The sequence below is a fragment of the Aeromicrobium sp. CTD01-1L150 genome, assembly GCF_041951745.1.
GTDB lineage: Bacteria > Actinomycetota > Actinomycetes > Propionibacteriales > Nocardioidaceae > Aeromicrobium.
Map to the genome: position 1 here is coordinate 618444 of NZ_CP169555.1, position 13945 is coordinate 632388.

Consider the following 13945-nt stretch of genomic DNA (forward strand, 5'->3'; position numbering starts at 1 on the left):
GTACCCGCACCGAGCGAGTCAGGGGCACAGCATGCGGGCCCGGTCCCACGGCGGTTCGTCGCAGGGCGCGACCGCATGATCGACTGGAAGGTCGCGCAACGCACGGCGGGCACGCTGCTGCGTCCGGGGCCGGAGCTCAGCGCCGACCAGACCCACGACGTCATCGAGACGCTGCGGCGAGCAGCGGTCACCGCCGAGGCGCCCGTGCGCGAGTACACGGGGCTGGTGGCGCCCGCGCTGCCCTCGAGCGAGGCGCCCGTCCTGGTGGTCGACAGGCCGCGCTGGGTCGAGGCGAACCTCGCGACGTTCGCCACGATCATGGAGCCGGTACTGGACAAGGTGACGGCAGCGCACCAGCACTCGGGGCGGATGGTGGGCGTCGGCTCCGTCGTCGGCGGCGTGGAGATCGGCACCGTGATGTCCTACCTCGCGGGGAAGGTGCTCGGGCAGTTCGACCCGTTCTGGACCGGTGCCGCCGGCGAGGGTGGCCGGCTGCTGCTGGTCGCGCCCAACATCGTCGACGTCGAGCAGCGCCTGGAGGTCGACCCGGACGACTTCCGGCTGTGGGTGGCGCTGCACGAGCAGACGCACCGGGTGCAGTTCACGGCCGTCCCGTGGATGCGTGGACACCTGCGCTCGCTCATGGACGAGATGGTCGACGCCACCGACCTCGACCCGCAGGCGCTGTCGCGCTTGGTGTCCGACGGGCTGGGGGAGTTCGTGCGGATCGTGCGGGGGGAGTCCGAGGCGTCGCTCGCGGACCTGTTCCAGAACGACCAGCAGAAGGCCGTCGTGGAGAAGGTCACCGGTGTCATGTCGCTGCTGGAGGGGCACGCCGACGTCGTCATGGACGGTGTCGGGCCGGACGTCATCCCCACGGTCAAGCAGATCCGTCGGCGCTTCGAGCAGCGCCGCTCTGGTGGCAGCGGGCTGGACCGGTTGCTGCGGCGCCTGCTCGGCATGGAGACCAAGCTGCGGCAGTACCGCGACGGGGCAGTGTTCGTGCGGCACGTCGTGGACACCACGGGTCGTGACGGATTCGACGCCGTCTGGGCCGAGGCCGCCAATCTGCCCACCCGGGCGGAGATCCTCGACCCCGACGCCTGGATCAAGCGCGTCCACGCCTGATGCAGGTTTCCCACGAGACCGCTTGAACCATGCGCAACGCACACGAAGTTTCGTGTGTTCACGGCAGGTTTTGAGCGGTCTCGTGGGAAACTTCGATACCCAGGAGGGGCGATGAGGCTGGGACGGGCGGAGGCTGACGGGCGGCGCGGGGTGCGCACGAGCCTGGCCGACGTCGAGACCGGGACGCCCGTCGTGGTCGGTCTGTCCGGCGGGGCGGACTCGCTCGCGCTCGTGGCCTGCGCCGCCTTCGTCGCCGACCGTGATGGTCATGACGTGCGGGCGGTCGTCGTCGACCACCGCCTCCAGCCGGGCTCGGCGGACGTCGCTGCCCGTGCCGCGCAGCAGGCCACGACGCTGGGCGTGCCCGCCTCGGTGGTCGCCGTCGACGTCACCGGTCCCGGAGGCCCCGAGGCCGCCGCCCGGGCGGCACGACGCGAGGCCCTGCAGGAGGCCGCGGGCCCCGCAGGCGTCGTCCTGCTGGCCCACACCCGCGACGACCAGGCCGAGACGGTGCTGCTGGGCCTCGGGCGCGGCTCCGGCCCGCGATCCCTGGCTGGGATGCGGGCCGCCGATGGCCCCTGGCGCCGGCCCTTCCTCGGGCTGCGGCGCTGCGACACCGAGGCCATCTGCCGTGCCCGCGACCTCACCTGGTGGCAGGACCCGCACAACCTCGACCCCACGTTCCGGCGCTCCCGGCTGCGGCGGGAAGTCCTCCCACTGCTGGAGGACGTGCTCTCCGGCGGAGTGGTCGAGGCACTCTCTCGCACCGCCGACCAGCTGCGCGACGACGCCGACCTGCTCGACTCCCTCGCGGCAGCCGTGGACGACGCGCTCGACGTCCCGACCCTGGCGGGCCTGCCGCCGGCGCTGCGTTCGAGGGTCCTGCGCCGCAACGCACTCGCAGCCGGTGCCCTCGCCTCCGAGACGGCGGCGTCGCACGTCGCGGCGCTCGATCGGCTCGTGACGGCCTACGACGGCCAGGACCGGGTCGAGCTCCCGGGCGGGGTGTGCTGTCGGCGGGAGGGGAGTTCCCTCCGCTTCGGCCCCACCCCTGTGGCAGGCTGACCGCGTGGACCAACAGCACGTCGAAGCGGACCTCGACCCGGACCAGACACTCTTCACCGAGGACCAGATCCGTGACCGGCTGGCCGAGCTCGCCGCCACGATCGAGCGAGACTACGAGGGCAAGGACCTCCTGCTCGTCGGTGTCCTCAAGGGCGCCGTCATGGTGATGGCCGACCTCGCCCGCAGCATCGGCCGGCACGTCGAGATGGACTGGATGGCCGTCTCGTCCTACGGGTCAGGGACGATGTCGTCGGGCGTCGTGCGCATCCTCAAGGACCTCGACACCGACATCAGCGGCCGCCACGTCCTCATCGTCGAGGACATCATCGACACCGGCCTGACACTGTCGTGGCTCGTGGCCAACCTGCGCTCGCGGGGCCCGGCCTCGGTGGAGATCGCCACGCTGCTGCGCAAGCCCGACGCCCTGCGGATGGAGGTCGACGTGAGCTACGTCGGCTTCGACATCCCGAACGCCTTCGTCGTGGGCTACGGACTCGACTACGCCGAGAAGTACCGCAATCTGCGCTGCATCGGCACGCTCGCCCCACACGTCTACACCTGAGCGCAGTCCCGCACCGCCCGCCGGGTGCGCCTGCGGGCGGGAACGCAGGTGGGCCCTCGACCGTTGGGGAGAGTGGGCCGTCGGCTCACGGCGTCACGGGCTGACGTGTACGGTTTGGCGAGTCTGGGCAACCGTGTCCGGACAGCCAGGTCTGGGCAACCGAGCCCAGGCAGCACCGTGCGGACCGCACGTCTCGGCCTCAGGACCGGCCCGCACGGCTCGGTCGGTGACGTCCGAGGATTGATGACCACGAGGGAGGAGTGGGCCCGCCCACCAGTCGATGAACGCCAAGAGTCTGTTCCGTGGTCCCTGGATGCTGATCATCCTGTTCGCACTCGGAGCCATCCTCATCATCAACCTGACCGGTTCCCGCGACAGCCATCGCGAGGTCCGCACCGCGACACTGGTGCAGTACCTCGACGACGGCAAGGTTGATGAGATCACCTTCGTCGAGGGCGACCAGGAGATGCGCGCGACGCTCGAGGACGGCACCGACGTGCGCGCCAAGTGGCTCGGCGACCAGGGCAGCCGCATGGTCCAGCAGGCCGAGCGCGAGGTCCGCGCCAAGGACCTCAAGAGCTACAACGTCGAGGTCCCGCAGACGTCGATGCTGACGCAGTTCCTGTTCGCCTTCCTGCCGATCCTGCTGATCCTCGCAGTCTTCATCTACATCTTCATGCGCTTCCAGGGCGGCGGTGGCGGTGTCATGAAGTTCGCGAAGTCCAAGGCGAAGCTCATCACCAAGGACACGCCCCAGACGACGTTCAGCGACGTCGCCGGGTGCGACGAGGCCATCGAGGAGCTCGGCGAGATCAAGGAGTTCCTCTCCGAGCCGGCCAAGTTCCAGGCGGTCGGGGCCAAGATCCCCAAGGGCGTGCTGCTCTACGGCCCGCCCGGCACCGGCAAGACGCTGCTGGCCCGCGCCGTGGCCGGTGAGGCCGGGGTCCCGTTCTACTCCATCTCCGGCTCCGACTTCGTGGAGATGTTCGTCGGCGTCGGCGCGAGCCGTGTGCGCGACCTGTTCGAGCAGGCCAAGGAGAACGCCCCCGCGATCGTCTTCATCGACGAGATCGACGCCGTCGGCCGCCACCGCGGCACCGGCATGGGCGGCGGCCACGACGAGCGCGAGCAGACCCTCAACCAGCTCCTGGTGGAGATGGACGGCTTCGACGTGCGCGGCGGCGTCATCCTGATCGCGGCCACCAACCGGCCGGACGTCCTCGACCCGGCCCTGCTGCGGCCCGGACGGTTCGACCGCCAGATCGGCGTCGAGGCGCCGGACCTGAAGGGTCGCGAGACGATTCTCGGCGTCCACGCCCGCGGCAAGCCGATCGGCCCCGACGTCGACCTCGTCAGCGTCGCCAAGCGGACCCCGGGCTTCAGCGGAGCCGACCTCGCCAACGTCCTCAACGAGGCGGCGCTGCTGACGGCGCGCAACGGCGACAAGGTCATCGACAACCGGTCGCTGGACGAGGCGATCGACCGCGTCATGGCCGGACCGCAGAAGCGCACCCGACTGATGAACGAGCACGAACGGCTGGTGACCGCCTATCACGAGGGCGGGCACGCCCTGGTCGCTGCGGCGCTGCCGCAGAGCGACCCCGTGCACAAGATCACCATCCTGCCGCGCGGCCGGGCCCTCGGGTACACGATGGTGCTGCCCGATGAGGACAAGTACAGCCAGACGCGGGCCGAGCTGCAGGACAAGCTCGCCTACATGCTGGGCGGCCGCGCAGCCGAGGAGCTGGTCTTCCACAACCCCACCACGGGCGCCGGCAACGACATCGAGAAGGCCACCGGGCTGGCCCGTGCGATGGTCACGCAGTACGGCATGAGTGAGCGGCTCGGCGCCGTCCAGCTGGGTGAGGACAACTCCCAGCCGTTCCTGGGCCGCGACATCGGGCACAGCCGCAACTACTCCGAGGCCGTGGCGTCGGCGGTCGATGAGGAGATCGCCGCGTTCATCGCCCGGGCCCACCAGGAGGCCTTCGACATCCTGGCCGACAACCGCGACGTCCTCGACGCGCTCGTCCTGGAGCTCATGGAGAAGGAGACCCTGGACAAGCAGGAGGTCTCGCGGATCTTCGAGCCGCTGCGCCGCCGCGACGTCCGCCCGGCCTGGACGGGCTCGGACACCCGCGCGCCCTCGGCCGTCCCACCGGTGGAGGTGCCAGAGTCCGCCCGGACGAAGGACCCCGAGCCCACCGGCCTGACGGTGGGACCGGACACCGGCCCCGATGCCCCGGCGCCGGACGCCGACCCGGCTCCCGAGCCCACGGACAACCCCGACGACCCCAGGCCGTGAGTCCCAGCTGATGAGTGCAGCCCGATGAGTGTTGACCTGCCGCGTGCCGAGGCGGCGATCCGCGAGCTCCTCCTCGCCATCGGGGAGGACCCGGACCGCGACGGCCTGCGGGACACCCCGGCCAGGGTGGCGCGTTCCTACGCCGAGCTGCTGGCCGGGATGGACCAGGATGCCCACGAGGTCCTCTCCGCGACGTTCGACGTCGGGCACGACGAGCTCGTGCTGGTCAAGGACATCGAGCTGTGGAGCCTGTGCGAGCACCACCTGGTGCCGTTCACGGGTGTGGCGCACGTCGGCTACATCCCGCGCGAGGAGGGCCACGTCACCGGACTGTCCAAGCTGGCACGGCTCGTCGACGTGTTCGCCCGCCGGCCCCAGGTGCAGGAACGGTTGACCACCCAGGTCGCCGACGCGCTCATCGAGGTGCTCCAGCCGCGCGGTGTCATCGTCGTGGTCGAGGCCGAGCACCTGTGCATGACGATGCGTGGCGTCCGCAAGGGTGGTGCCAGCACCATCACCAGCGCCGTGCGTGGCCAGCTGCGCGACCCCGCCACCCGCGCCGAGGCGATGGGTCTCATCACTGCCGGCAGGAACCGCGCGTGAGCGGTACCTTCCGCCACCCGGAGCCCGGCACCCCCGCTGTGCCGTCTGGCCGCCCGGAGCCCGGCACCCCCGCTGTGCCGTTTGGCCGCCCGGAGCCCGGCACCCCCGCCGTGTCGTCTGGCCGCCCGGGGCCCGGCACCCCCGCCGTGCTCCAGCCCATCGGGCGCTGCCGGGTGATGGGCGTCGTCAACGTGACGCCCGACTCCTTCTCCGACGGCGGTCACTGGATCGACCCCCAGACGGCGGTGGAGCATGGACTGGAGCTCATCGAGCGTGGTGCCGACCTCGTCGACGTCGGCGGGGAGTCCACCCGTCCGGGCGCTGTGCGCATCGACGTCGAGGAGGAGCTGGCGCGTGTCCTGCCGGTCGTGCGAGGCCTGGCCGGCCAGGGTGTGGACGTCTCGGTCGACACGATGCGGGCGCGCGTGGCGGCGGAGTCGTTGGACGCTGGTGCCGCAGTCGTCAACGACGTGTCCGGTGGCCGAGCCGATCCGCAGATGGTCCCACTCGTGGCTCGGACGGCTGCTCCGGTGGTGCTCATGCACTGGCGCGGGCACTCTGATCGGATGCAGGACCTCACCCAGTACGGCGACGTCGTGACCGACGTCGTGGCCGAGCTGCGTGAGCAGGTGCAGCGGGCGCTCGAGGCCGGTGTGGCGCCGGAGCGGATCGTCGTGGATCCCGGGCTGGGCTTCTCCAAGACCGGCGAGCAGAACTGGTCCGTGCTGGCCGACCTGCCGGCGTTCATGGAGCTCGGGCACCCGTTGCTCGTGGCGGCCAGCCGTAAGCGATTCCTCGGAGAGCTCCTGGCGGGGGTGCCGGGCTCCGGGCGGCCAGACGGTACAGCGGGGGTGCCGGGCTCCGGGCGGCCAGACGGTACAGCAGGGGTGCCGGACTCCGGGCGGCACGGGGGGCTGGCGACTGCCGACGGCGACGGGAACCGGCCCGTGGACGACCGTGAGGATGCCACCGCTGCCATCACCACCTTGGCCGCTGCTGCGGGAGCGTGGTGCGTGCGTGTGCACGACCCGCGTCCGTCGGCCGACGCGGTGCGCGTCGTCGCCCGTCTGGCCTGGGAGAAGGGTGGTTCCGCAGATGAGTGACGTGCTCGCCCGCCACCGCGCCTTCTACGATGCCGTGGAGACCGGCGACCTGGAGCTGATGGAGTCCTTGTGGGCCGATGCGCCCACGACGTCCTGCGTCCACCCCGGCGCCGAGCCGCTGACCGGCACCGAGTCCGTCCTGCGTTCGTGGGCGATGCTCATGGCCAACGTCGGCTACATCCAGTTCTTCCTCACCGACGTCGCCGTGAGCGTCCTGCCGGGCGCTCCCAGCGCTGTGGGGCAGGCCGGCGAGGGGGCGGGGGACGCAGTCGAGGGAGACGTCGCCGTGGTCACCTGCACCGAGAACATCCTGTCCGGTGAGGGCGTGGAGTCCGCGGACTCCTTCTCCGGCGGCAAGGCGGTCTGCACCAGTGTCCTGGTGCGCTCGGACGCCGGTGCCCCGTGGAAGTTCTGGTCGCGGCACGCCTCGCCGGTCCTCGAGGTCGTCGAGGACGAGGGAGACGAGTGATGGGCGGGTCGAGCGCGAGCGGTGCCGGGCCGGGGGCGGCCGAAGGCACCGGCGGGGGTGCCGGGCCGGGGGCGGCCGAAGGCACCGGCGGGGGTGCCGGGCCGGGGGCGGCAGAAGGCGCAGACCGGATCGAGCTGAAGGGTATCCGTGCCCGCGGTCATCACGGCGTCTTCGAGCACGAGCGACGTGACGGGCAGGAGTTCGTCGCCGATGTCACCATCGGTCTGGACCTCTCGGCCGCCGGCCGGGACGACGACCTCTCTGCCACTGTGGACTATGGCGTGCTGGCGCAGCAGATCCACGACGTCATTGTCGGTCCACCGATGGACCTCGTTGAGTCCGTTGCACTCCGTATGGTGGACTTGTGCCTGTCGCACCCGCCCGTGAAGTGGGCGAGCGTGACGGTGCACAAGCCCGAAGCGCCCATCACGGTGGCGTTCGACAATGTCAGCGTGACCACAGAGCGGAGCAAGCAGTGACCGAATCGCCCACGCCGTACGTGCTCGACGCAGACACCATGACCGGTGGCATGCGTCCCATCCGGCAGGCGGTCATCGCCATCGGCTCGAACCTCGGCGATCGACTCAACCGTCTGCAGGGTGCCGTCGCGGCGCTCGAGGACACTCCGGAAGTCACCATCGTCGCGGTCTCCTCGGTCTATGAGACCGAGCCTGTCAAGGCGCCCGAGGGCTCCGGCAAGTTCCTCAACGCCGTCGTCCTCATCGACACCACGCTGACGGTGCACACCATGCTGGATCGTGCCCTGGCCATCGAGGATGCGTTCGGACGTGAGCGTCCCGAGGCCAACGGGCCCCGGACGCTCGACGTCGATCTCATCGTCGTGGGAGATCGCATCGCCGACGACGAGACGCTGCAGCTGCCGCACCCGCGGGCGCACGAGCGGGGGTTCGTGCTCGTGCCGTGGCTGGAGATCGATCCTGAGGGCGAGATCCCGGGCAAGGGGTTCGTCGCCGATCTCATCGGCGACGTCGACACCTCCGGCGTCGAGCGTCGCGGGGACCTCGAGATCATGCTCTGACCGAGCCATCCTGTGAGACACGTCCGCCACACCTCGGCACTGCACGTGGCGGTCGCTGTCGCGGTCGGTCTGGTGGTCGGTACGTCCGTCCCGGAGATCGCAGTGCGCACCGGCCATGTGGCGCCGCGTCCCGGCTGGGTGGCGGCGCTCGCGCTGGGCGCCCTGGCGTTCGGCCTCGGCTGGACGGCCCGCGGCACCTGGCGCAACCTGCGTGAGGACAAGCGGCAGATGAACAGCGAGCTCGGCATCCGGCTGCTCGCGCTGGCCAAGGCGTCGGCGATCGTCGGTTCGCTGTTCCTCGGCGGCTACCTGGGCTACGCCTTGATGTACCTCGACGCCATGGACACCGTCCTGGGCCGTGAGCGGGTCCTGCAGTCGGCTCTGGCGGCTCTGGCGGCCCTGGCGGTCGTCGTCATGGCCCTCTGGCTGGAGCGCACATTGCGGCTGCCTGAAGATGACGACCCGCCCCCGGGCGCCTCACCCACGACCTGAGTCCCCCGATGTGTGAGCCTGGGCCCCCACTCGCCCCGCGGTTGGGGGCCCAGGCTCACGAACCGGGTGGCAGGAGCGCCGGACAGCCGGGCTGCGGGCGACATCTGGCGCGGCCCGGTCTGGCTCCTGGAGGTCGCGTGTGACCTCTCGCACGTGGGCGTCTGCGACGGGGGATCGGGAGATAGACTGACGACGTCAGATTGTCTGGTACCCGTCATGGGACTGGAACGAGAGGACATCCATCATGAAGCGTCCTGCTGTGGGCGTGATCGGGGCCGGCCGTGTCGGCTCGGTCGTCGCGGCGCGCCTACGTGCCGCCGGCCACGAGATCGTCGGTGTCAGTGCCCGGTCCGACGCCTCGCGTCTGCGCGCCGCCACGATGCTGCCCGATGTCCCGGTTCTCGACCCGGCCGATGTTGCCCGACGCAGCGAGGTCTTGGTGCTGGCTGTGCCCGATGACGCTCTGGTCGCTCTGTCGGAGCAGCTTGCCGGTGCCGACGCCGTGCGTCCGGGCACCGTCGTGGCCCACACCAGCGGTCGCCATGGTCTGGGTGCCCTGGAGGCGCTGACCCGCCGCGGTGCCCGGCCTCTGGCGTTGCACCCGGCCATGACCTTCACCGGCGGCACGGCCGACCTGGAGCGGACCTGCGTGTGGGGGCTCACCGCCGCCGACACCGATCGCGACCTCGCGGCGGACCTGGTGCAGACGCTGGGTGGCACTGTCCTGTGGGTCGACGAGGCCGACCGGGTTCGCTACCACGCGGCGCTCGCCCACGGAGCCAATCACCTCACCACCCTCGTCGCCCAGTCCCTGGAGCTGCTGCGGGGGATCGGGCATCCGGCGGAGGGCACGACCGACGCCGGCATGGCTGCCGAGGTCCTCCGCCCGCTGCTGGAAGCCGCCCTCGCCAACGCTCTGGAGCTGGGCGATGCCGCCCTCACCGGCCCCGTGGCCCGCGGTGACGTCACCACCGTGCGTGCCCACGTGGAGGCCCTTGCCGAGGCGCCCGCCTCCACCCAGGACGCCTACGAGGCGCTCGCGCAAGCCACGGCCGGGCGCGCCGAGGCCGACGGTCGTCTGTCGGCCGAGGCCGCCGACGCGGTCCGCGAGGCCACAGGCGGGGGTGCCGGGCTCCGGGCGGCGGATGGCAGTGCCGGGGGTGCCGGGCTCCGGGCGGCGGATGGCAGTGCCGGGGGTGCCGGGCTCCGGGCGGCCGATAGCCACGCCCGTGCCCAGGACGTGAGCGGCTGACATGCCTACTGTGGTCCGCACCGCAGCCGAGCTCACGAACCTGGGTGGGCCGGTCGCGCTCGTCCCCACGATGGGCGCGCTGCACGACGGCCACGTGCAGCTGATGAAGCATGCCCGGCCGCTCGCCGACACGCTCGTGGCGTCGATCTTCGTCAACCCCACGCAGTTCGCGCCCGGTGAGGACTTCGAGGCGTACCCGCGCACCTTCGACGCCGATCTGCAGCGATGCGAGGAGGCCGGCGTCGACGTGGTCTTCGCCCCCACCCTGGAGACGATGTACCCCCACGGTCCCGATGCCGGGGTCACCGTGGATGCCGGGCCGCTCGGCAGTGTCCTGGAGGGAGAGCAGCGGCCGACGCACTTTCGGGGCGTGCTCACCGTCGTGGCCAAGCTGTTCGGCCTGGTGCGTCCCGACGTCGCCGTCTTCGGTGAGAAGGACTACCAGCAGCTCGTGCTCATCCGGCAGATGGCTGCCGAGCTGTGCCTGGGCGTCGACGTCGTCGGCTGCCCGATCGTGCGAGAGGCTGACGGGCTCGCCATGAGCTCACGCAACGTCTATCTCGGCGCCGAGGAGCGGCAGCGTGCCACGGCGCTGTCGAGGGCGCTCGATGCCGGTGTGGCAGCGGCCTCGCAGGGCATCGACGCCGTCGTGACGGCCGCCCGTTCCGTGCTCGAGGCCGAAGGGATCGCTCCCGACTACCTGGCCCTCACCGACCCGGACCTCGGCGCGCCCGTGCCGGGGCAGGAGGCCAGGCTGCTCGTCGCCGCACGCGTCGGCACACCTCGCCTGCTCGACAACACCGGTCTCGTCCCCCACATGAGCGGACATAGTCCCGACTCTGCGAACTCAGCCAGCGAAGGAGCCTGACCCATGCTGCGCACCATGATGACCTCCAAGATCCACCGCGCCACCGTGACGCAGGCCGACCTGCACTACGTCGGCTCGGTCACCGTCGACGCCGACCTGCTGGACGCTGCGAACCTGCTGGCCGGCGAGCTCGTGCACATCGTCGACATCGACAACGGTGCACGGCTGGAGACATACACGATCGCCGGCGAGCGCGGTTCGGGCGTCATCGGCATCAACGGCGCCGCTGCCCGCCTCGTGCACCCCGGTGACCTCGTGATCCTCATCGCCTACGGACAGATGGAGGACGCCGAGGCCCGCACGTTCGAGCCCAGTGTGGTCTTCGTCGACTCCGAGAACCACGTCATCGGCACCGGTTCGGACCCGGCCGAGGTGCTGCCTGGCACCCACGGGGGTGACCTGGTCCGCGGCGACGTGACTGCGGGGGCACAGGCCGCACCGGTCGCTCCCAACCCTCTCGTCCTGCGGTCCTGACGCGATGAGCCTCCTGACGCTTGACGTCGGCAACAGCCGCTCGGTCATCGGGGTCTTCGAGGGCTCGACGCTCCTGGAGCACTGGACCGTGTCGTCCGACGTCGCTCGCACGGCCGACGAGTGGTACCTGCTGGCGCACGGGTTCGTCCGCTCCGCCGGGCTGGGGGACGTCGAGGCGGTGGCGATGTGCTGCACCGTGCCGTCGATCCAGCTGGAGCTGCGGGCGATGCTGGATCGGTACTTCTCCGCCCTGCCGGTCTCCGTCGTCGGCCCGGGGGTGAAGACCGGCGTCGCCATCCAGACCGACAACCCACGTGAGGTGGGTGCGGACCGCATCGTCAACGCCCTGGCGGCCGCAGAGCTCTACGGTGGGCCGGCGATCGTCGTCGACATGAACGGCACCGCGACGATCTTCGACGTGCTCGATGAGCAGAACCGCTACCTCGGGGGCGCGATCGCGCCGGCCGTGGAGCTGTCCCTGGACGCGCTGGCGCGCCACGGGGCGCAGCTGCGGGCCGTGGAGCTGGCCCAGCCGCGTGGCGTCATCGGCAAGAACACCGTCGAGGCGGTCCAGGCGGGAGCGGTGTACGGGTTCGCCGGTCTGGTCGACGGCATCGTCGACCGGGTCATCGAGACACTCGGTGCGGAGCCGGACGACGTCGCCGTCATCGCGACCGGCTCGTACGCCGACGTCATCTTGGACCATTGCTCCAGCATCACCGCGAGGGACCCGTGGTTGACGCTCACCGGTCTGCGCCTGGTGCACGAGAAGAACCACACCTGACGTCGACTCCGCCGATCGGAGGTTGATCTCCAGCCGATCGGTGGATGCCCGGGAGGGAGCCGGTGCGCGACGCTTGAGTCATGTCAGTCATCGAGGTGCGCGACCTGCGCAAGACCTACGGGTCCACCGTTGCGGTGGACCGCCTGTCCTTGGACGTCGCTGACGGCGAGGTCGTCGGGGTGCTCGGTCCCAACGGGTCCGGGAAGACGACGACCGTCGAGTGCATCGCCGGACTGCGTCGTCCCGATGCCGGTTCCGTGCGCGTCGACGGGCTCGATCCCGTGGCCGATCGCCGCGCCGTGACGACGTTCGTCGGTGTCCAGCTGCAGCAGGCCGGGCTCCAGGCCAAGCTCACGGCACGTGAGGCGTTGGAGCTGTATGCGTCGTTCTACGACGAGCCCGCCGACGGTCTCGCCCTGGCCGAGCGTCTTGGCATCGGTGACAAGCTCGGCACCCGCTACGACAACCTCTCCGGCGGCCAGAAGCAGCGTCTGGCCGTTGCCCTCGCCCTCATCGGGCGGCCCCGCGTCGCGTTGCTCGATGAGCTGACCACCGGGTTGGACCCGCGCTCGCGCCGCGGTGTGTGGGAGGTCGTGGAGGAGGCCCGCGCGGACGGCACGACGATCATCCTCGTCACCCACTTCATGGAGGAGGCGCAGCACCTGTGTGACCGGCTGGTGCTCATCTCGGAGGGCCGGATCGTGGCGGAGGGTACGCCGCGCGAGATCATCGGCCAGACCGGCGCCCCGACGACCATGAGCTTCACGCCGTCCTCGCCGGTGCCGCACGAGGTGTTCGCCGCCATCGACGGCGTCAGCGACGTCCGCTCCCGCGAGGGCGACCGGGTGGAGCTCAACCTCACCGACTCCGCCGTGCTGGAGGTCCTGGAGCACCTGCGCACACGGGGCGTCCGGCCCAATCGTCTGAGGGTCGAGGACTCGACGCTCGACGATGCCTTCCTCGACCTGACGGCCGAACCCGCGAACATCGACTCCCTGGACCACACGGAAGCCGAGGTGTCCTGATCATGACCTCCACCCCCACTCGATCCAGCGGCCACTCCACCGCCGGCACGGTGCTGCGCACCGAGTTCAAGCTGTTCACGCGGGAGCCGGCGGCGCTGTTCTGGATCGTCGTCTTTCCCCCTTTGCTGCTGGGGATCCTCGGCCTGATTCCTGACTTCCGAGAGGTGGGCGAGGACGGCGTCTCGGTCATCTCGTTGTACGTCTCGATCATGCCCATGGTGGCCATGCTGTTCGCGGCCGTCGCGACGATGCCCACCGTGGTGGCGGCCTACCGCGAGCAGCGGGTGCTGCGGCGGCTGTCCACCACCCCGGCCCGGCCCCGGGACCTGCTCCTGGCCCAGTACGTCCTGCACGGCGCGGCGGCACTGCTCGGCAGCATCCTCGCCATCGTGGTCGCGATCGTCGCCTTCGACGTCACGCTGCCGCAGAACATGGTGGGCTTCATCGGCGTGATGCTGATCGTGCTGGCTGCGAGTCTCGCGATCGGCGGACTGGTCACGGGTCTTGCGCCGACTGCCAAGATCGCCACCACCTTGGGGACGGTGCTGCTCTTCCCCCTGATGTTCACCGCCGGTCTGTGGCTGCCCGTCTCGGCGATGCCGGACCTGCTCGGCGACATCGTCACCTGGACGCCGTTCGGTGCCGCGGCGCTGGCGCTCGACGCCACGGTCCAGGGTGACTGGCCGTCACTGGTCCACGTCCTCGTGGTCGCCGGCTGGGCGGTCGTCACCGGCGCTCTCGCTGCGCGGTACTTCCGGTGGGAGTGAACGGGGAGG

16 protein-coding genes are annotated in these 13945 nt (G+C 70.8%); all 16 read left to right on the top strand.

Annotated elements, in window-relative coordinates:
* Positions 1-75 precede the first annotated feature (75 nt).
* The 16 genes from ACEVFP_RS02985 (at position 76) to ACEVFP_RS03060 (ending at position 13936) form a co-directional block, all read left to right on the top strand.
* Entirely contained in the window at positions 76-1128 is a 1053-nt protein-coding gene (locus ACEVFP_RS02985; RefSeq protein WP_375001860.1) for a zinc-dependent metalloprotease, read from the top strand.
* Positions 1129-1239: 111 nt separating this feature from the next.
* A complete protein-coding gene (gene tilS, locus ACEVFP_RS02990) occupies positions 1240-2193 on the top strand; it encodes a tRNA lysidine(34) synthetase TilS (RefSeq protein WP_375001861.1) in 954 nt (317 codons plus the stop codon).
* 4 nt (positions 2194-2197) lie between these two features.
* Positions 2198-2755: a hypoxanthine phosphoribosyltransferase gene (gene hpt, locus ACEVFP_RS02995; protein WP_375001862.1), complete on the top strand. Its 558-nt coding sequence runs from the start codon at positions 2198-2200 to the stop codon at positions 2753-2755.
* A 313-nt stretch (positions 2756-3068) separates the two neighbouring features.
* A complete protein-coding gene (gene ftsH / locus ACEVFP_RS03000; protein ID WP_375001863.1) occupies positions 3069-5060 on the top strand; it encodes an ATP-dependent zinc metalloprotease FtsH in 1992 nt (663 codons plus the stop codon).
* A gap of 24 nt (positions 5061-5084) precedes the next feature.
* Positions 5085-5663, top strand: coding sequence for a GTP cyclohydrolase I FolE (gene folE, locus ACEVFP_RS03005; RefSeq protein WP_375001864.1), 579 nt, complete (start codon positions 5085-5087; stop codon positions 5661-5663).
* Entirely contained in the window at positions 5660-6766 is a 1107-nt protein-coding gene (folP, locus tag ACEVFP_RS03010; RefSeq protein WP_375001866.1) for a dihydropteroate synthase, read from the top strand. The genes folE and folP overlap by 4 nt, the downstream gene beginning before the upstream one ends.
* Positions 6759-7235 (top strand): nuclear transport factor 2 family protein, encoded by a 477-nt coding sequence (locus ACEVFP_RS03015; RefSeq protein WP_375001867.1) that lies wholly within the window; start codon positions 6759-6761, stop codon positions 7233-7235. Before folP ends, ACEVFP_RS03015 begins: the two co-directional genes overlap by 8 nt.
* Positions 7235-7714, top strand: a complete 480-nt coding sequence (gene folB, locus ACEVFP_RS03020) for a dihydroneopterin aldolase (RefSeq protein ID WP_375001868.1) — start codon at positions 7235-7237, stop codon at positions 7712-7714. Before ACEVFP_RS03015 ends, folB begins: the two co-directional genes overlap by 1 nt.
* The gene (gene folK, locus ACEVFP_RS03025; protein ID WP_375001869.1) at positions 7711-8274 is read left to right on the top strand and encodes a 2-amino-4-hydroxy-6-hydroxymethyldihydropteridine diphosphokinase; all 564 of its coding nucleotides are present in this window, start codon (positions 7711-7713) and stop codon (positions 8272-8274) included. The genes folB and folK overlap by 4 nt, the downstream gene beginning before the upstream one ends.
* A gap of 12 nt (positions 8275-8286) precedes the next feature.
* Positions 8287-8766: a DUF3180 domain-containing protein gene (locus tag ACEVFP_RS03030; RefSeq protein ID WP_375001871.1), complete on the top strand. Its 480-nt coding sequence runs from the start codon at positions 8287-8289 to the stop codon at positions 8764-8766.
* A gap of 244 nt (positions 8767-9010) precedes the next feature.
* Positions 9011-10018, top strand: coding sequence for a Rossmann-like and DUF2520 domain-containing protein (locus ACEVFP_RS03035; protein WP_375001872.1), 1008 nt, complete (start codon positions 9011-9013; stop codon positions 10016-10018).
* Position 10019: 1 nt separating this feature from the next.
* Positions 10020-10886, top strand: coding sequence for a pantoate--beta-alanine ligase (panC, locus tag ACEVFP_RS03040; protein ID WP_375001873.1), 867 nt, complete (start codon positions 10020-10022; stop codon positions 10884-10886).
* 3 nt (positions 10887-10889) lie between these two features.
* Positions 10890-11360 carry an aspartate 1-decarboxylase gene (gene panD / locus ACEVFP_RS03045; protein WP_375001875.1) on the top strand — a complete coding sequence of 157 codons (471 nt, stop codon included), beginning with the start codon at positions 10890-10892 and terminating at the stop codon, positions 11358-11360.
* 4 nt (positions 11361-11364) lie between these two features.
* On the top strand, positions 11365-12144 hold the full coding sequence (locus tag ACEVFP_RS03050; protein ID WP_375001876.1) for a type III pantothenate kinase: 780 nt from the start codon (positions 11365-11367) through the stop codon (positions 12142-12144).
* 80 nt (positions 12145-12224) lie between these two features.
* A complete protein-coding gene (locus tag ACEVFP_RS03055; protein WP_375001878.1) occupies positions 12225-13169 on the top strand; it encodes an ABC transporter ATP-binding protein in 945 nt (314 codons plus the stop codon).
* 2 nt (positions 13170-13171) lie between these two features.
* The gene (locus ACEVFP_RS03060; RefSeq protein WP_375001879.1) at positions 13172-13936 is read left to right on the top strand and encodes an ABC transporter permease; all 765 of its coding nucleotides are present in this window, start codon (positions 13172-13174) and stop codon (positions 13934-13936) included.
* The last annotated feature ends 9 nt before the right edge of the window (positions 13937-13945 follow it).